Here is a 23,865-nt window from a genome sequence, read left to right on the forward strand (position 1 = left end):
GAAATGCCTTATTTAATTTAATCAACATCATATGCTATACAGCGACTATAAATCCATATATCTACAATCACCTATAGCGGCACTGAATCAACCTACATAGCACCTTTATCCTTCATTAAGTGGATGTAGTAATAGATATTGCATAACGTTTGAGACACCACGAGCTTATCTCCCAGAAGCATTTTATAGATCATCTAAGAATGCTTCTTTAACATCCTTGAATGATCTTCCATTTCTCGGAAATAGCGTACCGTCTTGACTTTTAGTTCCAGGGTTGCATCGTCATCACACGCTATGAGTGCACGCGGATGCCATTGCAACGCCGACACAGTCCACATATGATTAACGCCTCCTTCGATCGCCTGTTGAACGGCCTGGGCTTTCTTAAATCCCTGCGCTAGAATCATCACCTCACGGGCATCCAAGATCGTGCCAACTCCCACGGTTAAGGCTAATTTTGGCACCTTACTCAGATCATCCTGAAAGAAGCGGGAGTTAGACAGGCGGGTGCTGTAGGTCAACGTCTTCAATCGCGTGCGAGACTTTAAAGACGAACCAGGTTCGTTAAAGGCAATATGACCATCTTCCCCTACACCGCCAATAAATAACTCAATCCCGCCATACTGTTCAATTTTGGCTTCATAAGCTGCACACTCGCGATCGGGATTATCGGTATTGCCATCCAAAATGTGAATTTGGTCAGCCGGGATGTCAACATGATCAAAGAAATTCTGGCGCATGTAGGTGTGGTAACTTTCGGGATGATCCTTCGGCAGTCCCACATACTCGTCCATGTTGAAAGTAACGACGTGACGAAAGCTGAGGTCACCCGCACGGTGAAACTCGACTAAACGGCGATACATCCCGCGAGGCGTGCTACCTGTGGGCAGACCAAGAACGAAGGGGCGATCGCTCGTTGGCCCAAACTCCACAATCCGCTGCCGCACATATCGCGCCGCCCACTCTCCAACCTGACCGTTGTCACATACAATCAACCGCATTGCTGTTCCCTAATATCCTGCGCGTCTGGTTTTTATTGTGATGGCCCCTCGACCCTATCAGCTATAGGTGTTTACCGCTGATGCCCCTTAAAAAAGGGAGTCCCCTGCTACCAGAAAACTCCCCCTATCTTTATTTCACACCGTGCAGGTTTTAAGTACCGGCCCCCTGAGTCAGATGATTCTGAATCTCATTGGCATATTGATCAGCTCCAAGACCTAAAAGGATGTGTAAAACCCCCTCTGGTAACCGCAGAATTCCTTCTGCCCCTGCATTCCGTAAACCTGCCTCATCGACGGCGTTACTGTCGGCCACTTCCACCCGTAAGCGGGTGAGCGCCACAGGCTCAGCTCGACGAATATTCTGTATCCCACCCAAAGCACGGATAATAGTGCTTGCCTTTTGAGCCGCTTGGGGGTCGCGTTGTTGAGCGGGAGGGCTCGCCACTCCATTCGTCGGCTCTGCTGCTACCAGATTCGCAGGAGGAGCCTCAACCACATCAGCTTCTGGCCCAGCCGTTTTGAGATACTCACTCATATCCGTCTTCAAGTTCTCAGAGCGAGGGCCAAAAATAGCCTGAACACTGTTGCCCACCTCCAAAACCCCCGTGGCTCCCAGAGCTTTTAGCTTGCCCTTGTTCACCTTGGCTTTATCCTCAACAGTAACCCGCAGACGGGTAATACAGGCGTCTAACACTGCAATATTGTTGCGACCGCCAAAGGCCCGTACCAGTTCTCCAGCCATACCGCCCGTGGCTGCCGCAGCAGCCACCTCCCCAATGCCCTCGGGGGTGACCTCCTCATCTTCTCGACCTGGGGTTTTGAAATCCAGAACGCGAATGGCAAAGCGGAAGACGAAATAATACACCGCCGCCACCACAATGCCGCCACCAATGATGAGTTTCCAAACCTCGCCCTTGTCGCCGTTCCAGTTACCCAACTGATTAAACAGCGCAAAGTCAATAAACCCCTGGGAGAAGGTAAAGCCCATCCGTCCCCCCAGCGCCACAAACAGAAAATCACAGATTCCAGCCATGACGGCATGGATCACATAGAGGAGCGGGGCAACGAATAGGAAGGAGAATTCCAGCGGTTCGGTAATCCCTGTCAGGAACGAGGTGAGTGCGGCTGACACCATCAAACTACCCGTGATTGCACGGTTTTTGGGCTTAGCGGAATGCCAGATGGCCATCGCCGCAGCTGGAAGGCCAAACATTTTGAACCAGTAGCCCCCGCCTAAAATACCTGCGGTGGGATCCCCGGCAAAAAAGCGGTTAATGTCACCCCGTACCAATTGATTCGTTACCGGATCGGTGTAGGAACCAATTTGGAAGAAGAAGGGTACGTTCCAAACGTGGTGCAGGCCGAAGGGGATGAGCGATCGCTCCACCAACGCATAGGTCCCCGCCGACACTGGTATGTTGCTGCCACTCGCCGCTGCGTTCGCAAAGTTATTGATCGCACCACCCACAGGAGGCCAGATTATGCTCATCAGCACCCCAACGACGATCGCCGTCAACCCGGTAATAATCGGGACGAAGCGCTTTCCGGCAAAGAATCCTAAATACTGGGGTAACTGAATTCGGAAGAAGCGGTTGAATAAATAGGCAGCAATACAACCGATGATCAAACCGCCGAAGACCCCCGTATCCAGCGTTTCAATCCCCAGAACGGGCTTCATCCATACCGCAGGGGTTGGGTCCCCTGCCTGAATCAGTTCCTGCACCTGGGATTCAGTGACAAATTCTCGAAATGCTCCGACCGCTCCCAGAGATGCGATGAACACCATGAAACCAACCGTGGCCGCCAGAGCCGAAACCCCGTCGTTACCGGTATAGGCGATCGCCACGGCAATGGCAAAAATCAGCGGCAAGGCCCCAAAAATGGCATCCCCTGACGCCTTCATAATGGTCGCTAGAGATTCGGGCAACCACCAGAAGGTAGCCTTGTCAATCACACCACTTTCCAGGTTTTGCAGTTCAATCAAACGAGCGCTTCCCAACCCCAGCAGCAAGCCAGCAACCGGAAGCACCGATACAGGCAGCATCAGGGCCTTTCCCATCTGCTGCAATAGCGCAAAAGCTCTTTTCCACATAATGACGAACGTCGTGAAGGGATTTATTTAGATGGAAAGGTTTAAGACACCCAGCGTTTTCCAAACCATGGGTGTCTACCCGGACAAACTACTCTTCGATGAAGGGGCTGAGGTCGCGCACAGCAGCGGCAGTCTCTGCAGCCAAAGCCCTTGATGCTAATTCTCGGCACTCTACCAGGCTCAGGTTACGGATCTGGGCTTTAATGCTGGGAATGGTGGGTATGCTCACGCTCAACTCTTTCACACCCAGCCCAATGAGGATCGGTATAGCTTGAGGATCGCTGCCAATTCCACCACAGACCCCGACCCACTTGCCGTAGCGGCTGGCTCCGCGCACCGTCAGGTCAATCAACCGCAGTACCCCTGGATCCAGACCGTCAATGAGGGGGGCCAATTTGGGATGGCCACGGTCCATCGCCAGGGTGTACTGAGTCAAGTCATTTGTTCCAATGGAGAAGAAGTCGACTTCCTGGGCAAACTGGTCAGCCATCACCGCAGCCGAAGGCACCTCAATCATGATGCCAACTTCGATGGGAGCCACCCCCAGCCGTTGCCGTTCCTCCTCTAACATGGCTTTGGCCATGCGGATTTCGTCCAGCCGCGCAATCATGGGAAACATGATCCGCACAGTGCCTTGCTGAGAAGCTCGGAGAATCGCTCGCATTTGGGTACGCAAAATTTCGGGGCGATCGAAGCCAATGCGAATCCCCCGTTCTCCCAAAAACGGATTTTCTTCGTGGGGCATGGGCATATAGGGCAAAGGTTTATCCCCCCCCACATCGAGGGTCCGAATGATAACCGGACGGCCCTTCATTACAGCAGCGATGTTACCGTAAATTTGGCTTTGCACCTCTTCAGATGGGGCACTGGCGCTTTCCATGAAGACAAACTCGGTGCGCAGCAAGCCTACCCCTTCACCACCGAGGCCAATAGATTTTTCGGCCTCCTCCTGGTTGCCAATGTTGGCAACCACTTCAATTGGGTGGCCATCACGAGTGGTAGCAGCTTGTTCACGGGCAGCAAAGTCTACTTTTCGCTTCTCAGCCACGCGCTGAATTCGCTGGCGGGTGCTCTCCATTTCCTCAGAGCTGGGATTTAGCCGCAGACGTCCCTTGCTACCGTCAAGGATGACCGGCATGCCATCGGCTAGCCCCATTACCCGTTCTTCAGAACCCGCGATCGCCGGAATATCCATTGATCGGGCCAAAATTGCTACGTGTGACGTTGACCCACCAGCCACGGTGCAGAACCCAATGACGCGGGTGCGATCGAGGGTAGCCATATCCGATGGCGTCAAGTCTTCAGCCACCAGAACGGTCTGTTCGGGATAGGTTGCCGTTTCTGTCGTCACGCCGGTCAGAATCCGGAGTACTCGCCCGCCAACGTCTCGCAAATCGTTGGCTCGCTCAGCCAGGAGGGTATTCTGCAACTTTGCCAACTGATTGGCCTGGCTGGTATACACGTGCTTCCAGGCATAAGCAGCACTTTTCCCTTCGGTAATCAGGCTTGCCGTTCTGTCATAAATCTCTGGATCCTCCAAAATTTCCTGGTGAGCCGCAAAAATTGCAGCCTTCTTGGGATCCCCCTGGCCATGGACCTTGGCCCGCAGAGCTTCCACCTCTAATCGAGCCTGTTCAATCGCCTGTTCCAGCTTGCGCTGTTCCTGATTCGGCGTGCCCCCGACCTCTTCTACGGCAATTTCCTGATTTTTGACCTGGTGCAGGTAACCGACAGCCATCCCCGGAGATGCGGCCACGCCTAGAATCACATTGGGGTCCTCCGAACGAGGGCGCGGGGCGGGTTTAGCCTCTTCCATCTGGGCAATGCTAGAAGGAGCGGGCATTGGCTTTGCTCCCTCTTCACCCAGACCGGAACGAATCGCTTCAGAGAGCTCAGCGATCGCCCCCTCCGCATCATCCCCCCGGCCCTCCAGAATAACCACATCTCCCCGGTTGATTTGCATCCCCATCAGGGCAACGACACTGCGGGCATTGGCCTGGTCATTACCACGCCGTAGCCGCAACTCAGCCTTATACTTCTTGGCCAAATTAACCAGCACCGCTGATGGCCGCGCGTGCAACCCTTCAGGGTTCGGAATCACAATTTCCTCGGAACGCACCACATTTCCCTCCGTGGAGAGGGCTCCGGTGGCAGCAGCTGAGAGGGCGAGTTCCAGCACCATATCGCGGCCTGCAACCACGTTGCCCGTTTGTGGAACGAATTGCGCCACGCGATCGCTATTGGTAATCACGACCTGGGTCAGCAAGCTGACAGCATGAAGCGCGACATAATCAGCATCAAAGGCGATGAGGGGATCTCCAACTTTGACGCGATCGCCCACTGCCACCTTCGGGCTAAATCCCTGACCCCGTAACGTTACGGTATCCAGACCAATATGCATCAATACTTCCAAGCCCTCTGCCGTACGAAGAGTAATGGCATGGTTGGACGGATGCAATTGGATGACTTCCCCATCACAGGGAGCTTGCAAAATTTGACTGGTTGGATCAATGGAAATGCCATCACCCACCATTTTCTGGGCAAAAACTGGATCCGGAACACGGTCAATCGGTAAAAGCATACCCGAAAGCGGAGCTACCAATAACACACGGGTCGCAGACGACTTCGCGGTTGTTGTATAGGCCATTTAGTCTCTCCCAAGCTTCTATTTTTAAAAGTGACTTCAAAGCCTTAAAAATCAGATGTGTTTTGAAAGACTGACGTCAGCTACTGATCACTTAAAGTCATTGGATAATATTCCGATTGAGAATCCATGTGCCTTAAGCAACGTTTTCATTTAAGAAGCTTGAAGACTTATTACAACTGCTCCAAACAAATAACACTTCTCAAACCATATTCGCGAACGATAGCCCTTCTAAATAGGACTCAAACGCACGCGTATTCGGCTTGCGCACATATATAACCCTTACGGCTCCGGTAAAGGACGAGGGATGGATACGAGAGTTCGGTCCACATCCATCTCTCATCCCTTCTAAAGCAAAAAATGCTGTAAGTGCGAACAAACGCTTTGCTTTTTTTCAAAAGTTCCCCATAGATACCTGCTATCTATTTACCTCGTTTGTAATGCCGCTTTCCATTTTTAATTTGCTTGTTGTTCTGAGTTTTAATACTTAATAACAGACGGTTTCTCTCTATCTTACTGAGTAGCCTGGCTGTTCTTTTTATCACTACAAAGAAGGAGTCTAGAATAGGATTTAAGCCCTTAAAAAGCTGTATCAATCTAATACAGCACTGTGTGAGTTGATTAAGTACAGAAGGTAGTGTGTGGCACGCCACGCCACACACTACCTTCTGTACTTAATTAGCCTGGATACCGCTATATTTAATGACTGAAGTTTGCGTATGTTTAGAAATGGACTACTATTCCGACTGAGCAACGCCATTTACTAGCCGTAATAGTAGAGAAGGGTGAACGCTTAGCGCCCACCCTTCTCTACTACTACGGGTCGTTCAATAGTTATTCAGCAGAGACTTCTTCTACGGTTTCTGTGCGCGTCTCTAAAGCAGTCACAGCGTGTTGCCGGGTCTCTTCCAGCCCATCTACAGTCGGCAGAGCCTCCGTTACAGGAGTGGATTCTAATGGCTGATTGCGCTTAGAAAAACCCCATATGAAGAGGAGGGCGATCGCCCCAATCATCACAAACTCGGGCGGAACCAATTCTGGATGGATCACGCGAACCAGCAACCGCAGTCCCACCAGGGATACCGTCAAGTAACCGGCATCTTCCAAGTGCGTGTATTCGTCCAACCAGCGAATAAACAATCCCGCCATTAGTCGTAACGACAGCACTCCAATCAGCCCACCCGTTAGCACCAGCCAGATCTCATCGGAGATAGCAATCGCGGTCGTCACACTATCCAGAGAAAACGCCAGATCCGTAATGGCGATCACCGGAATCGCTTGCCAGAGGGAGCGAAACCGCGGCCCACGATGATGAGCTTCGCCACCCACCTCTTCTTCGTCAGAGGTGAAGTATTGAAACACCAACCACAGCAAATACAGGGCACCCGCCAGCTCAAACTGCCAGAAACGAATGACCCAGGTGGCCGATAGAATCAGTACCACCCGTAACAGAAAGGCTGCCAGCAAACCCAAATTTAGCGCTTGTTTCTGGAGTTTGGCTGTACCCAACCCCTGGGCGATCGCCGCCAACGCAATAGCATTGTCTGCTGACAAGACAGCTTCTAGCGCAATTAGGACGGGCAGTAACAGCAGAGTATCTGCCCCAAAATTTGGCTCAAGTAAAGAATCCAGCATGAACCCCACATCAGACGACTGGTGAATTGCAACCGGGGAAGCGATCGCCTCTACCCGGGTAGTCTTGGCTTACCGGGACAAAAGTGCTACAGCTTGCAAATTCCCTTTAATCAGCTTAACGTGGAAAACTCATAGAAGCTTGATTTTAGATTTGAGTTACCGGGGAATCGCCTCACGGGAGAGCATGGCGTTGTTGGATAGTTTACTTATACAGTTGCGGGCAACCTGGCCTATGGCAGTGGTTGTAGCCGAGTTTGTGACCGTACAGGATGGGCAGTTCATCGTCCGGGCATTAGTCCAGGTTAATGGTATGGCTCTGGCATCAGGTCTGGCCGCCGCTCATACGATTGAAGCCGCCGAGGATCGGGCTAAAGAACGGGCTATTCAAGCACTCAAGCTCCCAGCAAGCCCCTCATCTAGTTCCTCCATTCCCAGTCCTGAACTACCATTAAGTGGCAGTTTTTCAGCAGCAGCGACAGTTACGCCTCCCTTGCCAGCCATAACCACACCAATTGGGCGATCGCCCCTTCCAGAACCGCTGCCACCTGCAATATCAGCCCCCATCCCTGCACCTTCCTTTGACGAAGATTTTTCAGCAGGGCCAGTGGTTGCCGACCTCTATAGCCATACATATCAAAATCCTCTCGACGAACCTGACGATGGCCCCGACCCACGTCAGGTGTTGGAACAGATGATCCCAGCCAGCGAGCTGCTCAAGAAAAATCCTGAGGATAGTGCCTCCAGTGGCACTAAAAAGCCTCGTCGTAAGGAAACCAGGGCTGAGCCCTCCCGAGTCCCTGAATCAGTAGATTTATCAGATGTCATCGCGCAGACGGATGTAGAGTTGCAACGCCTGGGCTGGAGCCGAATCCGCGGACGAGACTATCTGTCTCAAACTTATAACAAGCAAACCCGCTCAGAGCTCACCGAGCTAGAACTCTACGAGTTTTTGAGCTACCTCAAAGCTCAACCGTCTCCCCCAGCTCTGTAAAGTAACTCTAGTTCGGCTTAAGGGCGTTTTTGAGCGCGCAGCGCACACGCAAAAATGGGCAATGTATATATAGCGCTGTGCGAGTTGATTAAGTACGGTGGTGTGGGGCACGAAGTGCCCCACACCACCGTTGCTGTACTTAACGCACTTACCATTGCTATATATTCTGGCTTTTGGCGCAGGATAAAAAACAGGTGCGCCTATGACGCACCTGTTTAAGACTTCTGTCAAGTTAAAGCTAGCTAGCCGCTGTAACCGGAGGACGGCTACCAACTGCTGCCTTGTCAATAACCTGATCAATCAGGCCATACTCTACAGCTTCCTGAGCAGACATAAAGAAGTCGCGCTCTGTATCCCGCTCGATCTTTTCAAGGGGTTGGCCAGTATTGTTTGCCAGCCAACGGTTCAGATTTTGCTTGTGATACAGAATCTCCCGAGCTTGAATCTCGATATCTGTGGCTTGCCCTTGAGCACCCCCCAGAGGCTGGTGGATCATAATACGGGAGTGAGGCAGGCTGCTGCGCTTGCCCTTGGCCCCTCCTGCCAGGAGAAATGCGCCCATGCTGGCAGCCAGACCAACACAGATGGTGCATACGTCAGGGCGGATGTGGTTCATGGTGTCAAAAATACCCATCCCAGCGGTAACGGAGCCACCCGGCGAATTGATGTAGAGATAAATGTCTTTTTCGGGGTCATCCGCTTCTAAGAAAAGCAACTGGGCCACTATCAGGTTGGCAACTTCCGAGTCAACTTGCTGCCCTAGAAAAATGATCCGCTCCCGCAGCAGGCGAGAGTAGATATCAAAGGCGCGTTCGCCGCGTCCGGACTGTTCAATTACGGTTGGAATCATGCCGCGTTGCTTCACAATCGAGGAATTTCTCTCATTCTACTGATTTCCCCGGCGAAGCGGAGTGCGGATTCACGATCGCCCACCTACAAATACGCTCAAAACTATTACTCCCAAAACTGTGCCGTTCGGAGTGCAAGCGGCACAGTTTTAGGAATCCATTTCACGGCTCCGAAGAGTGCTGCGGTTCATCCGGCTCTAATAGGTTAGTCAGGAGAGCCTGTAACCGCATTCGTCCAATGTAAGGCCACCCCCCACTCGCCTCAATATCCCGTAGCAAGGCGTAAAGTTCATGGCGCGTTTTAGGAAGGGTTTCCTGAAACAGTTCGTCCCGAATCTCTCGATGGAGCTTTTCGAGAATCCTGAGCAGACCCAACAACGCCTCCCCATCGCCTCGATAAGAGTCAGCAGTCTTCTGAACCAGTTGGGCGATCGCCTCCTGATCCTTCTCCTGCTGTTGCCTCTTTACAATACTTTCTTCAATAGGATAGTTCTCCATAGGATGCTAACGCTCCAAACAAAGTAGCAAACCAGTATGCCGCAACCATAGCGTATATAAAATAGTCTCCCTGATAGCCGCCCTAACCCAAAACCAAGGAGCAAATTTATCCATACCTTCATGCAACGGCAGTCTTTTCCAGATTCTCCCGCCCCTGCACCAACAACCGTTCACCATGAACGACTGGTCCGACTGCATGCACTTTTTCGCGCGAAAACTTGGATTGAATAAGTACAGAGGGTAGTGTAGCGCCACGTGCCACAACACTACCCTCTATACTTAATTAACTTGATACCGCTATAGAGATGATGAATTCTCATGCAATCGGAGGCGTCAGGTACTTCATGTCCCCTGCCCTTAACACAGAACGGCCCAAACTAGAACAAAACCTTCGGCCAGAAATGTTGTGAGAAGCCAGAGAACAGAGGCGCAACCTCCTGTAGAATGCTGATTAGCTGATCTGTATATGGCTTCGGCCCACCCATCCAAAAACAATCAGATTAAGAAAAGAGATATTCGAGGTTCATCATGAGGTATCGCGCTCTCGTTGTCGCATTCCTTGCATTATGCATGGGCTTGCTGACGGCCTGCGGTCAGGCTCCCTCTGACAAAGGCCCCCTGACCTACGAACAAATCCGAGGCACAGGTCTCGCCAACGCCTGCCCTGAGGTCACCGAAATTCGTCGGGGCTCCATTCCCCTTAACGCTAGCCAATCTTACTCTCTCGTTGATCTTTGCCTGGAACCTACCAGCTACGCGGTCAAAGAGGAGCCCGTTAACAAGCGTCAAGAGGCTCAATTTGTCGAGGGCAAAACCCTAACCCGCTACACCACCACAATTGACCAGGTACGCGGCTCTCTTAAGCTTGGCGAGAATAACAGCCTAAAATTCGTTGAAGAAGACGGGTTTGACTTCCAGGCAACTACTGTTCTTCTCCCCGGTGGCGAAGAGGTTCCCTTCCTGTTTACCATCAAAGGCTTGGTTGCTTCCGCCGCCGGCTCTGGCAGCATTAACGCATCCACCGACTTTGAAGGAGAGTTCAAGGTTCCCTCTTACCGGACGGCTAACTTCCTGGATCCTAAAGGCCGTGGTTTGGCTACGGGCTATGACAGTGCTGTAGCCCTACCTGCTCAAGCAGATAGCGAAGAGCTACAACGGGAGAATAAGAAGAAGTTCGATGTGGGCCGTGGCCGGATCTCCATGCAAGTCACCAAAGTTGATGAAGCAACGGGCGAAATCTCTGGCACCTTTGAGAGCATTCAACCTTCCGATACTGACATGGGTGGTAAGGAGGCAGTGGATGTCCGAATCCGTGGTCGCTTCTATGCTCGGGTTGAGGCAGCCTAGAATCTGCTTTAGAAACCTACCAGTCTGAGAGTTCTTAAATCTAGCTCTCAGAATTCTATTGGAACTTTTAGGAAGGAGCCTTTTGGCTCCTTTTTTTTAAAGACCTGTTTAGTTTTATTTCAAACCTGTGGATGGGATGTGGAAGAAAGAGCACGGTTATGTCTTTTCCTCCACACCCCATCCACACTTCCAGAACATAACTCAAGGCCTTATGCGTAAGGCGATCGCAGCCAGACCATTCTCCTAGTACTCGACAGCCTAAGTTTGTCAAAAGTGAGGGGTATAGAGCCCCCTTCCCCTTTCACCACATCCATCCACCTGCTTGAAACATGACTGATGAGGCGAGAGAGAAATTTTACATTTCCTTCACAAAGAAATGGATCTCATGTCATTTCTATAAAGTTCAAGCGAGAAATATCCCATCAAAAACCAGAAGGTTTTAAGTAGAAATGGGAGGAATTTGAGATATAAAAGGGAAATTCATGAAATAATGTCGGGAGCTCAGTACAACCACCGCCACTAGCGCAACAAATGATAAAATCCTTTGTTTGAAAACCGACCAATGTTTTATGAGCAATACACTTCCGTTGAGTTCACAAAATAAAGGCTGTTTTCTGTGCCCCTGGGCCGTACCCCCTAGCCTTTTCTCATGAAATAGAGCCGAATCTCGTCAATCTAAAACCGGAAAAAAATTAATATCTTTAGAAACTTCCAATAAATAATGATTAAATATTCAATTTGTCCAAAAGTTTGCTGTTTTTTTTAAGAATGTAACGGATTTGTCCGTAAGATTGGTGAGCATAAGGGGTTCCCGCTGAGCGATTGTGTTCAGATTCTGCCGACGCTGTTTCCATTTCTTTCGAATACCTCTGTTTTGCAATGATTTCACGGTCTCTATTAGCAAATGGGTGGTTCCGTAAAAATGCCGTTGATGAACAGTGGAGTCCCAGAATAGGTTTAATTAGCGTCTTCTATTTACCAAATGAGAGCCTGTTTTCCTCACGGATCTCGAGCCTCTAGCACTGAACTCCTTGTCCTAAATTCCCCCGAATATTCGTACAAGAATTCAGTGGTCTTTGTGTTGTCACCTGAACCTACCTGAAACTCGTCATGTCTATTCCAGTCACCAACGAACTTAAAAGCGAGACTCTAGAACTGTTGCGGGAGTACCAGAACAATCCCACTCCCCTCATTCGCAATCAACTGGTGAAACTAAATTTTGGCCTGGTTCGCAAGGAGGCCCACCATTGGGTTAACCAGTGCACAGAAAGTTACGAGGATCTAATCCAGGTTGGTAGTATGGGGCTAATTCGAGCCATCGAGCGGTTCGATATGGGCAAGGGCCACGCCTTTAGTTCCTTTGCAATTCCCTACATTCGCGGTGAAATTCAGCACTACTTGCGCGACAAGGGGTCTGCTGTTCGCATTCCTCGTCGTTGGCAAGCTCTACAGCATCAGGCTGCTGCTGTAACCCGCGAAATGCAGACTCAACTGCGCCGCCAACCCACCGATACAGAATTGGCAACAGCTCTGGAAATCTCTATTGAAGAGTGGCAGCAAATCAAGCTGGCCTACCGAAATCGCGCTCCGCTGAGTCTTGATGCTCCCATGCGTGATGAAGAGGATAGCTCTACCAGCCTGGGTGAGCTTCTGCCTGACCCCCAATACCGCAGCTTCCAATTGGCTCAGGAAGACCAAATTCGCTTACAGCAAGCGCTGGTTCAACTAGAGAAGCGCACTCGCGACGTACTAGAGTTCGTCTTTCTGCACGACTTGACCCAAAAGGAAACGGCAGAGCGCCTTGGGATTAGCGCGGTAACCGTATCTCGGCGCGTTAAGAAAGGACTGAAGCTGCTGAAGAAGTCAATGCACGCAGTTTAAGGCTCGATCGCTCTCAGGTAACCTATGAGGACGAGGGTTCACGGGACATTGTAAATTCGTGTAGTGGTACTACCTATCTATTTATTAATAAAAGAGAGTGGGAGCCTTGCTCTCACTCTCTTTTTGTCTAAAGCCCGTGGTTGATAGGGTTTTCCCCTTTAAAGTAGAGCCTGCCCACCACTCACGGCTTAGGCTAAAAGGTACTGGTCTGAGACAGCCAGAAAGGCTCAGAATGACAGGACAACCCAGGAATCCTTAGAAGTGTCTCTAGCATGGCAGGGAGATTTGATGAGGATGAAACTTTATTCTTTCTCCTCTGACAATCTTAAATTTGTTGTGGTAGATGCATTCAATTTCGTTTTTTACCAGTAGCTTAGAACTAATCCAAGCCCGACTGGTATATCTCTCCCTCATAGGGGGGATAAGCAAAAACTTAATAAATGTTACAATCTTTAATATTCACGAGGCCGGTGTCTCATTTTTGGAATCCATAAAAGATCCTGTTTATCCGCACCCATATTGTGTGTTGCTGGAGAGCAGTATTGAAATTTAGGGATCCAGTTCGATTTTGCGGAGAAAGGGCATAGGCATCTTCTAATCACGTCCGTAATTTTCTAGAGGATTGTATCGCTCAGTCTCTCAGTGCAAGGACTCTTGCATGGACATCACTCTAGCCTTTTAATTATTAGTACAATTGTTCTAACCTCACACGGAAGCGAGGTTTTCGCCATGAAAACATCCCAAGGTTCTACAGATCCAGTACGGGCTTACCTCCGAGAGATTGGGCGGGTGCCACTTTTAACCCATGAACAAGAGATTATTTATGGAAAACAGGTGCGCCGCCTGGGGCTGCTGCATGAACTCCGGGAAGATATGACTTCCGAGTTGGGCTATGAGCCTGATTTACCGGAGTGGGCTCAACGGGCTCAAATCTCCCTGGAGGATTTGGAGCAGGTGATCGCTGAAGGGGAACGTGCCAAACGGAAGATGGTAGAAGCCAATCTACGGCTTGTCGTTTCCGTTGCGAAAAAATACATTAAACGTAATGTGGATCTTCTTGACTTAATTCAGGAAGGTACTATCGGAATGCAGCGTGGTGTTGAAAAGTTTGACCCCTCCAAGGGTTATCGCTTCTCAACCTATGCCTACTGGTGGATTCGGCAGGCTATTACTCGGGCGATCGCCGAAAAGAGCCGTACCATTCGGCTCCCCATCCACATTACTGAGAAACTTAACAAAATCAAAAAGGCTCAACGGCAACTCGCTCAGAAACTGGGTCGCGCTGCTACCATGTCTGAACTAGCAGACGAACTAGAGTTATCGGTGAAGCAGGTGCGGGAGTACCTGGAGAAATCTCGTCTGCCCCTCTCCCTCGATCTGCGCGTAGGCGACAACCAGGATACAGAACTGGGTGAGCTTCTGGAGGACACCGGCCCATCCCCTGAAGATTTTGCCTCCCAAATCTCTCTTCGGGGCGAATTGGAAATCTTGATGGAAGACCTGACGCCTCAGCAGCGGGAAGTGCTATCCCTCCGGTTTGGTCTGGAAGATGGCCGTTCTTTAACGCTGGCAAAGATTGGCGATCGCCTCAATATTAGCCGGGAACGAGTTCGCCAGATTGAACGGGAAGCCCTTAACAAGCTGCGTAAGCGTCGGGCCGATATTCGTGAGTATCTAGCTAGCTAGGTCATCTCAAATTCGGCTGAACAAACTGTATTAAAGAATGGAGCGGCGCCTAACACCGCTCCATTCTTTATTCAAATGCTATCTATGGCACTACATACTTAGAGCCAACTAATTGGCCCAATTCTTAGTTCACCCCACCGATTCTGACGGTCCCCAATCTGCCTAGTAGGCTGCGGCCTAAGTTTGCAACCTATGTTTTTGTGTAGGGTGCTTCGCACCCTACACAAAAACATAGGTGATGGATTTCCGCCTCAGCGTACTAGTGGGATGTAGCGGGCAAAGCCCGCTACATCCCACTAGGCAGATTGGGTGTGGGGAAGTACTAGATTGCACCCGGTAGGGAGCAATGCGTCCTACTTTTTATCTTCAACAGCGAATGGGAGTTTCTACGATATCTGGCTGTTGAGTCGGAATGCGAACAATGAACTCGGTGCCTTGGCCTGGTTCGGATCGGCATTCTAAGCTGCCATTATGCTTCTGGACAACGATTTGGTAGCTGATGGAAAGGCCAAGACCCGTACCTTTGCCCACAGGTTTAGTCGTGAAGAAGGGATCAAACAGGCGATCGCGCGTCTCAGCATTCATACCTGGCCCGTTATCGCGAATGTAAACGGTAACCGTGCCGGGCTGAATCTCCTTAGCTCCGTTCCAGGAGGAGGGTTTGGTGGAGTCCTCCTGCGGGGTGAACTCAGTGCGAACGCTGATGATGCGGGGTTCGCCGTAGTTTTCCAGGGCATCGATGGCGTTGGCAAAGATATTCATGAATACCTGGTTGAGCTGCCCGGCATAGCACTCCACCAGAGGTAGGTGACCATATTCTTTAATGAGCTGAATGACACCCCCATCAGGGCAGGTCTTCATGCGGTTTTGCAGAATCAGTAGAGTGCTGTTAATCCCTTCGTGGACGTCCACCGGCTTCTTCTCGGCTTCGTCTAGCCGGGAGAAGTTGCGGAGGGATAGGACAATTTGGCGAATGCGATCGGCTCCGATCTTCATGGAAGACATCAGCTTAGGCAGGTCATCACTGACAAAATCGATATCGATGGCCTGGAGTGCTGACTGAATTTCTGAGGTAGGGGAGGGGTTGTGCTCCTGGTAGAGGCGCAGCAGGTGTAGCAAATCTTTGGTGTAGTTGTTGGCATGCACGAGGTTGCCATTGATGAAATTGACGGGGTTATTGATCTCATGGGCAATGCCAGCCACCATCTGGCCCAAACTGGACATTTTCTCTGTTTGGATCAGCTGGGCCTGGGTTTGTTGCAAGTTTTGTAAGGCTTCACTGAGCTGTTGAGCCTGTGTCTCTGCCGCACTGGCAGCGGCACGGCTCTTAGAGTAAAGCTCAGCCTGGTCGATGGCGATCGCCACCTGATCCGCTACTGCCTTCAATAACTCAATTTCACTGTCACTCCACAACCGAACATAGCCATGGCTACAGACAATTGCACCTAAACGTCCCGAGCGTGTCTCCAGGGGAATCATGATTTGGGCCAGCGCATCCATATGCTCCAACACCTCCTGTAGTTCAGGATCACGGTGTTCGGCCTCCTGGGTCAGATTGTCGACCCGCACCATCTCGAGATTGAGAATACGGCGGGCAAGAATGGCGGCCTGAGGCTCAGGGTAATCCCCCCGAAAACTGGGCAGTTTAGGATCCCGCGCCTCATGGGTAATCACCAGGGTAGGTGCATCCTGGCTGGGCCAGCACCAGAGGAAATGACAGCGATCGATCTGCAACAACGACCAGATCTCATTGACAGTCGTTTCCAGAATTTCATCCAGGTTCAGAGAATCCCGAATCTGGCTGGCTAGCCGGAACAATAGCGCTTCTCGACGGCTCATCAGCTCGGCGCGAGCCAGGGTGCGATCAATGGCAACTGCAATATTGTTTGCTACCAGGCCGAGAGTTTTGCGGACTGCCTGGGACATGGGTTTGCAATCGAACAGAGCCATGACGCCAAGTAGGCGATCTTCCACAATGAGCGGATAACCCGTGAAGCTTTGAAGCTGCTCCCGTTCCAACCAATCCTTTGCGCCAATGCAGACATCATTCGTTACAGTGTCAGTAAAGTAGGGCTGGTGGCTCTGCGCAATGAAACCAACGATGGAAATCCCCAGGGGAATGCGAGAGCTAAACTCCTTCGGCTGGCTATGATGCCCGGCAACGGCTTGAAGCTCGAGCAAGCGGGTGTCAGGGTTCAGCGTCCACAACCGTACGAAGGGAACATGCAGATAGCGCACCATCAGATTCGCGCAAGAGGTTAGCAGTTCATTCACAACTCCACCATGGGAGAGGACGCCACCCATTTCCGCTCCCAGCTCAGCCAGGTGCGATCGCTCTTTCAGCTCGTCTTCGGTATGCTTGCGCTCGGTAATATCCGTGGCAATGGCAATGTAATACTCAGGAACACCCTGGTCATTGGGAACCGGAACAATCGTGGTCTCCATCCAAAACAACAAATTGGTTTTGGTACGGTTACAGATTTCACCGTGCCAACTGTGCCCTGAGGTGATGGTTTTCCAGAGATCTTGAAAAAATTCGGGGGGATGATAGCCCGAGTTGATGCGGCGATGGGTCTGGCCGATCAGCTCGTCGCGCGTATACCAGGAGACTTCGCAGAAGCGATCGTTCACATAAGTAATCGTGCCGTCCCGGTCTGTCATCGACACGACACAGTGCTGGTTTTGGGCAGCAATCAGAGCGGCGGTGGTAGTGGCATCGGTTTCGGATTGGGGGCCGGGGAGATGCCCCAGATGGGTATGGGGGGTGGCAGAGAGGTAGATCAGCGATCGCCCCGATAGCGCTGTCAGGTTCCAATCTACCCGGCTATAAGTCCCATCCGTATGGCGGCAGCGACTCTCTACAGTGACTTGATGATTGCCACCGATCACCTTCTGGATCTGCTTCAGCACCTTCTCGCGATCATGAGGGTGAATGAAGTCTAGAAATGGCTTCGCCATTAACTCGGCGTTGCTAAACCCTAAAGATCTGCGCCAGCTTGGATTCAGGTTCTTCAGATAACCGTCAAAACCCAGTAGGCCAACCAGATCTGACGTGAGATTGTGAAAAAGTTTCTGATCGGCTTCGATTTGATGGTGACGGGCAATGGTTTCTGTGAGAACGACAGTCCGTCGCCGCAGTTCTAACTGAGATATCACCTGCCGGGCCAGAGCTTGCAAGCTCATCACCTGACTGGCCGTGAACATGCGGGGTAGCCAATCCATCACGGCCAACACCCCCAGGGATACCCCGCCCGGACTGACCAGTGGCACCCCACTGTAGGCCCGAATGGGCGAATTGGCGGCGGTCACAATGCCGTCGTCAGAGAAGCGCACATCGGTGCGGGTGTCGGGCACCACCAGCCCTTCTGCTTGTCGCAGGGTAGTGGTAAATAGCGAGAGGTCTTGCAGGGATGTGGTGGGTTCGTTCCACCCGACAACCGCTTTAAACCAGTAGCGTTGATTGGGTTGGGAGCCTGATTCCCCCCGGCAAAAGGCAATAAGCGCCACCGGCGATTGGCAAATTTGGGCCGCCATGGCGGCCAGATCATCAAAAGCGGTTTCCGATTCGGTGTCAAGGATGTGGTATTGACGCAAAATATCGGCCCTGACCGCATCGTCCTCAGGAAACTGAACTGGCATGATATGAGGGTTCGAGTGGGAGTAGAGATGCACCGGGAGATTTTGCACAATCTGTAGAAACAGCCCTGGTAGACCTTTGGATCACTTTATCCAAAGGACAAAAAATTCAACGAATCACTCTGTAGAATGCCCAATTTTATGCTCACAATAGAAACGATTGGGGGCAGTTTTAGTGGCTGAAACCTTGAATAATAGGAATTTTCATCAGTTTTCTCCTCTAGTAAGACACGCCCATAGGATTTAGCGTAACAAGGGTGCAGCACCTCCCGACTGAATAGCCAATTCGGCCTGGAGGAAGTCGACGAACTGTCGGGCTGTACGCCCCGATCGCCCGTTATGGCGTGTAGCCCACTGCAATGCCCGAAACTCCAGCTCTTTTGCCTCAAGAGTAACTCCTGAACGTTGAGCGAGATGACGCACAATAGCCAGATAAGTGTCCTGGTTGGCGGGTTCAAAGGTAAGAGTGAGGCCAAATCGATCGCTGAACGATAATTTTTCTTGCACCGTATCCCAGGCATGCACCTCGTCGGCATCGCTAGGCCGGGGGCGATCGCCCATAAACTCCCGAATCAAGTGCCGACGATTGGACGTAGCATACACCACGATGTTTTGAGGCCGAGCAGTGGCGTTACCCTCCAACACGACTTTGAGAGCCTTAAATGCATCGTCATCCTCTTCAAATGACAAATCGTCTACAAAAACAATAAACTTCTGGGGCTGCTCTCGCAGGCAATCCACAATGGTTACTAAGTCTCTCAGTTCAGAACGGGATACTTCTACAAGACGAAGGCCGCGATCGCCATATTGATTTAGCAGAGCCTTAACCATAGAGGACTTGCCCGAACCACGACTGCCATACAGCAAGACATGCAGGGCAGGGTAACCCGCCAGCAGGGCTTCTGTATTCTGAAGTAACATCTGGCGAGGCAGGTCATAGCCGACCAATGCTTCCAGGGAAATCGGATCAGGATGGGCAATACCAAACAAGTCTCCCCCCTGCCAGCGGAAAGCTCGATAGCGGACAAACTGCCCGACCCCTACCCGCTGATGGTAGGTGATCAGGTCTTCAATGGCATTGCCCCAGTCTGCATGTTGCAGAAGTTGGGTGGCGATCGCCTGCTCCGAGTGACTCCCCTCTCCCGAAACCGGATCCCAAATTGGGGGTGCCGTCGGTAGGCCTGCAGCATTTTGTACCCACTCAGCCACCTGAGGCCCCGTTACTCGATACAGACTCTGGAGTAGCCGCAAATCGTGCTGAGCTGCATGGGTGAGAGAAGCTGGCAAATCTGTTAGAGCCTTTTGGGCTTGCCGTGTAAAGGGATTGTCGTTTGTCAAGAGCTGCTCTAGCACGTAAGCCGACCAGGTTTGCTGGCGATCGGCCAGGGCACTAAACCAGACGCCATAAGCTCGTAGCACATCCAGGTGAGACCCATCTCTGCCGTTACCACCGCTGCCTAACGTCTGTAATAAGGCTAAAAATGTGCGCCCAGGTAGCTCCAAGCCGACACTCTGATATAGCACCAGAGAGGCCATCTGCTGTTGCAAAGTCTGAACCTGGCGAAGCAAGTGTAACTCCATAACTCCGTTGCACTCAATCAATTAAAGGTGTTTTAGAATGTGAGCCGAGTTAGAGGACAAATCCCAAAACAATTTATTATGGGCACGACTCTGAACATTTTTCCTGTAACCCTTGATTCTGCATGCGCTTTGTATGGCCAAAATCAGGGGGTTTAGAAAAAATATCGATCACAAGTAAATGTCAGTTTTTTTCGCATTGTAGCTACTGCTATACCATAGAGAATGGTGATGGGTGACTTGCGGCACTGGGGAGCGTTCGTAAGGCTGCCCATCGCTTCCACCGTTAAGCTACAGCTTTTTCTTTAAACCTTATGTTGAGATGGCTAGTACGCTGAGGCGGAAATCCATCACCTATGTTTTTGTGTAGGGTGCTTCGCACCCTACACAAAAACATAGGTTGCGAACTTAGGCCGCAGCCTACTAGCAGGATCACTTCGTGCTGCCATCCATCTCAACACCCTACAGGCTCAATTCCGTTTACAAATGACTGCGATGGGACCACCTCCAGGGGGGCCTTGGTGCTCGCTACCTCCAGAAATATAAATCATGGGATCTTGTACCACAGAGGCGACAACGGCTCCTACAACAGCCCGAGCCATACGAGTATGGCTAATGTCAGAGTCATCCAACATGGTGTGACGGCATCCCAAGATTTCTCCTGATGGAGCCGCTTCGGCTTTCGCCAGTACGGTGAAGACGCTGGCCACATCTGAACCCTGCTCGTCGCTTAAGTGTTGGGGGATAGCCTGTTTGACCGCAGCCGTATCTAAGGCATGGGTCATGACACTATGGCCAATGACATAATCGCTATGGCTTGCAGGAGAATTACCCAACACCAGAATTTCGCAGTTGCGGAGTTCGACTCCGGCCGACGTTGAAGCTACTGATGAGTAAAGCTGGTAGTTGTGGCAAATATCTGCCTCCGTGAGCTGATCGGCATTGATTTCTCCCAGGGCCAGAGCCACACCCAACGCCGAAGCTCCACGGGAGTAAGCCATCGATTTGTAGCTGTCTTGAGTGATGGGGGATTGCCCTTCGGTCTGACGTGAGGCTGTGATCAAAGGGCATTTGATTTGCACAAAGTGAACATCGGCAGGGGAAAGACCGGCATCGGCGATCGCCCCCCTCACCCCATCAGCCACCTCCCGCACCATCGCCAGCGTACCAATCTCATCTACTAAGAAATCACGTGTGTGGTGAATCCCTAATGCTAAGCCGGGATGCGGCTCACCCGTTAACCCCTCTTGTTGCCGCGTAAAGATGGTCAAATGTGGACTTAAAACCCCTTCCGTTCCACCCGACATCACAAACACGATGCGGTTAAGTTGTTCATTGGTTATGTGCGATCGCAAATACGATTTCAACGTTGCTACGGCAAACCCACGGGTAAAGTCATTCACACAACCGTTCCCTTCCGTTTTACCCATAATGGCAACGATATTTTGTGGATCCAATGTTTGATTTTGGATCAGTGCAATTAACTCTGTCAGGTCATCCGGTGCATTCTGAGGGACTTTAAAGACATCAACTTTCATTCCTCGTTCCTTCTCGTATGGATTTTAGCCACACAGCTTATATCATTAGTTCGGACAGTTTTTCTGAAACTTGATTTTGCGTGCGCTTCGCGCACGCAAAATCAAGTTTCAGAAAAACTGTCCAGAGTATTGTTATACGATCCCCGATTAAAGAAGCATACTATGCAGTGATGTGGCACGTTACGCTCCACCACTGCATAGTATGCTTCTTTAAGCATTCTAGGTTTGAGTGCAAGATGCAGTCAGCCCTGATTAATTGACATCGGGTTTGCGTTGGCTCCAGAGAGTTGCGGCAATGACCAAAGCGCCCCCTAGAAGCCCTCGGGGACCTAATGCCTCGCCCAACATCAAGAAGGCAAAGAGCGTGGCAAACACGGGTTCTAATGTGTAGATCAGGGCAGCTTCGTAGGAGGGAACCCAACGTTGGGCCAAGGCTTGCGTCCAAATAGGCGTGGCTGTAATGACCAACCCAGTGTATAGAAGCGTGCCGAAGTGGTGGGCGATCGCATCCATCTGTGTCAGGAGTTGGGGCAGTGCCCAAAGCGTGCCCAGCACCGCCATCACCGTGAGCTGCACAGCTACCAGAGGTAAGGTTGCATGACGCGGCGCAATCCGTTCTAACAACAGAATATAAACAGCTATCGCTACCGCGCATCCCAGGGTTACCACATCTCCCCAATTGAAGCCACCTCCTTCCCAGGACAACATGCCAACACCCGCCACCGCCACCGCCGCAGCCCCCAGCACATGGCTTGGCGGTCGCCGTCCTAATAGCAAACCAAAGAGAGGAACTAAAAATGCATTCAGACCGATAATAAAGGCTGAGCGGCTGGCTGGAATGACTTCCAGGGCAACCAATGAGAGCGCGCACTCGGCAAAGTAAATCGTGCCCAACAAGATGCCATCTCGCAGCAGGGACGGATTAACCTGCCGCAAACCGGGGAGAACGGCGATCGCAGCTAAGGAAAACCGCATAGCAATAATGGCGGCTGGAGACAAATCTGCCAGTATTCCTTTAAGCAAGGGGAAAGACGTTCCCCAGATAATGGTGGTGAGCAGCAGCAGCAGTAGCCCCTGGTAATACGGTTTTTGGCTCAGTGTGAGCATAGTAGTGCAGCCCAGATTGTTGTTCTAAGGTTCCCAAACCAAGAGAAGGGCCTCATGGCGAAGGCCATTCCACTTTGGGATAATCGATTCAATGGAAGGGTGAGTGCAGTGTTTGTTTATCGTGAAGGATTGTATCAATACCAACAAAAGGAGAAGTGCATCACGTCCATCAAGGAATTCGATAGATCATTTGCCCGCGGCCTGGCATGGTTTTGACATTCTGGGAGGCATTGCTGTGAATGACCATCGCCTGAACCCATTGAAGTTGTCACAACTTCAGGTGTTAATTGCTGTCGCTGATTCCGGTAGCTTCAGCGAAGCCGCATTACGGTTGCAAGTGTCGCAGTCGGCGGTGAGTTATGCGATCGCCACCCTGGAAGATGATCTGGGAGTTGTCCTACTCTCACGCGGTCGCTATGGAGCCCATGTCACTCCTGTAGGCCAGCAGGTCGTTGAGCGCGCGCGCCAGGTGATGTATTTGATGAATGACATTGTGAACCAGGCAAACCTAGCGAAAGGGTTGGATGGTGGCCAGTTGAGGATTTCGGCCTTTCGCAGTGCAGCAACCCATATTTTGCCAGATGTAATCGCACAGTTCTGTCAGCGGTATCCAGCGATCGCCATTCGCATTGCCGAATATGACGATCGCCCCGACGTAGAAACCGATTTGCGTCAGGGCCGTGCCGACATTGGCATTACCTATCTACCAACAGGTAGCGAATTTGAAACCTGGGAGCTGATGCGAGATGAGTTCGTCGTTCTACTGCCACCCGGCTTTGAGCTAACAAACCGACGGCTCGATTGGAGCGATGTTACCCGTTACCCGCTGATTATGGCCCCCGATGGAGATGGATGTGATGCGATGGTTTACGCTCACTGCGCCCACCATGGCATCAGCTTAGAAGCCACCTATAAAATTCGCTCGGATGCCACGATTGTGAATATGGTGGCCCGGGGCATTGGAGCGGCTATCAGCCCCCGACTGGCGGCAGAACCGATTCCAGCAGACGTAAAAGTCTACAGTCTGCCGGTTCCTCTATCGCGGATGATTAGTGTGGCGACTTTGTCGGATGCTTTGCTCACTCCAGCGGCCTATGCGTTTTTAGATTTACTCAAGCATCATCGGCAATACGAAGGCATTGCTGGGTAGGGTTGATTTCAAGATGAGAATTATAGTCTTCTATAGCAATGTGCAAGTGCGTTAAGTACAGCAACGGTGGTGTGGGGCACTTCGTGCCCCACACCACCGTACTTAATCAACGTGCACAGCGCTATAGACGTATGCATGGGTATGGTGAAAGGGGCACGAAGTGCCCCTTTCACCATACGTTTGGCACATGATCGTTTGATGCGTCAGCCGCATTCAAAACGATAATTCTCATA

Annotated in this window: 15 protein-coding genes; 5 read left to right on the forward strand and 10 right to left on the reverse strand. The window is 51.2% G+C overall.

What is annotated here, in order from left to right; all coding sequences use genetic code 11:
* Nucleotides 1-194 precede the first annotated feature (194 nt).
* The 4 genes from nagB to NDI52_RS23090 all read right to left on the reverse strand — a co-directional run bounded on the left by nagB (nt 195) and on the right by NDI52_RS23090 (nt 7,372).
* Nucleotides 195-1,001, reverse strand: coding sequence for a glucosamine-6-phosphate deaminase (nagB, locus tag NDI52_RS23075; protein ID WP_190775525.1), 807 nt, complete (start codon nt 999-1,001; stop codon nt 195-197).
* Between the two features lie 151 nt (nt 1,002-1,152).
* Nucleotides 1,153-3,093, reverse strand: coding sequence for a glucose-specific PTS transporter subunit IIBC (ptsG, locus tag NDI52_RS23080; RefSeq protein ID WP_190775526.1), 1,941 nt, complete (start codon nt 3,091-3,093; stop codon nt 1,153-1,155).
* Nucleotides 3,094-3,181: 88 nt separating this feature from the next.
* Nucleotides 3,182-5,740, reverse strand: a complete 2,559-nt coding sequence (ptsP, locus tag NDI52_RS23085; RefSeq protein WP_190775527.1) for a phosphoenolpyruvate--protein phosphotransferase — start codon at nt 5,738-5,740, stop codon at nt 3,182-3,184.
* A gap of 831 nt (nt 5,741-6,571) precedes the next feature.
* Nucleotides 6,572-7,372: a hypothetical protein gene (locus NDI52_RS23090; RefSeq protein WP_190775528.1), complete on the reverse strand. Its 801-nt coding sequence runs from the start codon at nt 7,370-7,372 to the stop codon at nt 6,572-6,574.
* A 139-nt stretch (nt 7,373-7,511) separates the two neighbouring features.
* Here NDI52_RS23090 and NDI52_RS23095 point away from each other — a divergent pair, with 139 nt between their 5' ends.
* Nucleotides 7,512-8,363, forward strand: coding sequence for a hypothetical protein (locus tag NDI52_RS23095; RefSeq protein ID WP_190775529.1), 852 nt, complete (start codon nt 7,512-7,514; stop codon nt 8,361-8,363).
* Nucleotides 8,364-8,601: 238 nt separating this feature from the next.
* Here NDI52_RS23095 and clpP read toward each other — a convergent pair whose 3' ends face one another.
* Complete coding sequence (gene clpP / locus NDI52_RS23100) at nt 8,602-9,228, reverse strand: ATP-dependent Clp endopeptidase proteolytic subunit ClpP (RefSeq protein WP_347280072.1); 627 nt, start codon at nt 9,226-9,228, stop codon at nt 8,602-8,604.
* A 145-nt stretch (nt 9,229-9,373) separates the two neighbouring features.
* A complete protein-coding gene (locus tag NDI52_RS23105; RefSeq protein ID WP_199308005.1) occupies nt 9,374-9,709 on the reverse strand; it encodes a hypothetical protein in 336 nt (111 codons plus the stop codon).
* A gap of 528 nt (nt 9,710-10,237) precedes the next feature.
* Here NDI52_RS23105 and NDI52_RS23110 point away from each other — a divergent pair.
* From NDI52_RS23110 to NDI52_RS23120, 3 genes are all read left to right on the forward strand, one after another.
* A complete protein-coding gene (locus tag NDI52_RS23110) occupies nt 10,238-11,056 on the forward strand; it encodes a photosystem II manganese-stabilizing polypeptide (protein ID WP_190775531.1) in 819 nt (272 codons plus the stop codon).
* Between the two features lie 1,110 nt (nt 11,057-12,166).
* A complete protein-coding gene (locus NDI52_RS23115; protein WP_190775532.1) occupies nt 12,167-12,937 on the forward strand; it encodes an RNA polymerase sigma factor SigF in 771 nt (256 codons plus the stop codon).
* Nucleotides 12,938-13,666: 729 nt separating this feature from the next.
* Nucleotides 13,667-14,623: an RNA polymerase sigma factor, RpoD/SigA family gene (locus NDI52_RS23120; RefSeq protein WP_190775533.1), complete on the forward strand. Its 957-nt coding sequence runs from the start codon at nt 13,667-13,669 to the stop codon at nt 14,621-14,623.
* Between the two features lie 366 nt (nt 14,624-14,989).
* Here the strand turns inward: NDI52_RS23120 and NDI52_RS23125 are convergent, their stop codons facing one another.
* The 4 genes from NDI52_RS23125 to NDI52_RS23140 all read right to left on the reverse strand — a co-directional run bounded on the left by NDI52_RS23125 (nt 14,990) and on the right by NDI52_RS23140 (nt 22,482).
* Nucleotides 14,990-18,262, reverse strand: coding sequence for a GAF domain-containing protein (locus tag NDI52_RS23125; RefSeq protein ID WP_199308004.1), 3,273 nt, complete (start codon nt 18,260-18,262; stop codon nt 14,990-14,992).
* Nucleotides 18,263-18,502: 240 nt separating this feature from the next.
* Nucleotides 18,503-19,840 (reverse strand): ATP-binding protein, encoded by a 1,338-nt coding sequence (locus NDI52_RS23130; RefSeq protein WP_190775534.1) that lies wholly within the window; start codon nt 19,838-19,840, stop codon nt 18,503-18,505.
* A 467-nt stretch (nt 19,841-20,307) separates the two neighbouring features.
* Nucleotides 20,308-21,375 (reverse strand): ring-opening amidohydrolase, encoded by a 1,068-nt coding sequence (locus NDI52_RS23135; protein WP_190775535.1) that lies wholly within the window; start codon nt 21,373-21,375, stop codon nt 20,308-20,310.
* A 252-nt stretch (nt 21,376-21,627) separates the two neighbouring features.
* Nucleotides 21,628-22,482, reverse strand: coding sequence for a DMT family transporter (locus tag NDI52_RS23140; RefSeq protein ID WP_190775536.1), 855 nt, complete (start codon nt 22,480-22,482; stop codon nt 21,628-21,630).
* Nucleotides 22,483-22,717: 235 nt separating this feature from the next.
* Here NDI52_RS23140 and NDI52_RS23145 point away from each other — a divergent pair, with 235 nt between their 5' ends.
* Nucleotides 22,718-23,632, forward strand: coding sequence for a LysR substrate-binding domain-containing protein (locus NDI52_RS23145; RefSeq protein ID WP_190775537.1), 915 nt, complete (start codon nt 22,718-22,720; stop codon nt 23,630-23,632).
* Nucleotides 23,633-23,865 lie beyond the last annotated feature (233 nt).

Source organism: Leptolyngbya sp. PL-A3, from assembly GCF_039962325.1.
Lineage (GTDB): Bacteria > Cyanobacteriota > Cyanobacteriia > Elainellales > Elainellaceae > Vacuolonema.

Excerpts from the sequence above, each read along its gene's own strand:
- nagB (WP_190775525.1), bottom strand. The coding sequence starts at position 1,001 with ATGCGGTTGATTGTATGTGACAACGGTCAGGTTGGAGAGTGGGCGGCG.
- ptsG (WP_190775526.1), bottom strand. The coding sequence starts at position 3,093 with ATGTGGAAAAGAGCTTTTGCGCTATTGCAGCAGATGGGAAAGGCCCTG.
- ptsP (WP_190775527.1), bottom strand. The coding sequence starts at position 5,740 with ATGGCCTATACAACAACCGCGAAGTCGTCTGCGACCCGTGTGTTATTG.
- NDI52_RS23090 (WP_190775528.1), bottom strand. The coding sequence starts at position 7,372 with ATGCTGGATTCTTTACTTGAGCCAAATTTTGGGGCAGATACTCTGCTG.
- NDI52_RS23105 (WP_199308005.1), bottom strand. The coding sequence starts at position 9,709 with ATGGAGAACTATCCTATTGAAGAAAGTATTGTAAAGAGGCAACAGCAG.
- NDI52_RS23110 (WP_190775531.1), top strand. The coding sequence starts at position 10,238 with ATGAGGTATCGCGCTCTCGTTGTCGCATTCCTTGCATTATGCATGGGC.
- NDI52_RS23115 (WP_190775532.1), top strand. The coding sequence starts at position 12,167 with ATGTCTATTCCAGTCACCAACGAACTTAAAAGCGAGACTCTAGAACTG.
- NDI52_RS23120 (WP_190775533.1), top strand. The coding sequence starts at position 13,667 with ATGAAAACATCCCAAGGTTCTACAGATCCAGTACGGGCTTACCTCCGA.
- NDI52_RS23125 (WP_199308004.1), bottom strand. The coding sequence starts at position 18,262 with ATGCCAGTTCAGTTTCCTGAGGACGATGCGGTCAGGGCCGATATTTTG.
- NDI52_RS23130 (WP_190775534.1), bottom strand. The coding sequence starts at position 19,840 with ATGGAGTTACACTTGCTTCGCCAGGTTCAGACTTTGCAACAGCAGATG.
- NDI52_RS23135 (WP_190775535.1), bottom strand. The coding sequence starts at position 21,375 with ATGAAAGTTGATGTCTTTAAAGTCCCTCAGAATGCACCGGATGACCTG.
- NDI52_RS23140 (WP_190775536.1), bottom strand. The coding sequence starts at position 22,482 with ATGCTCACACTGAGCCAAAAACCGTATTACCAGGGGCTACTGCTGCTG.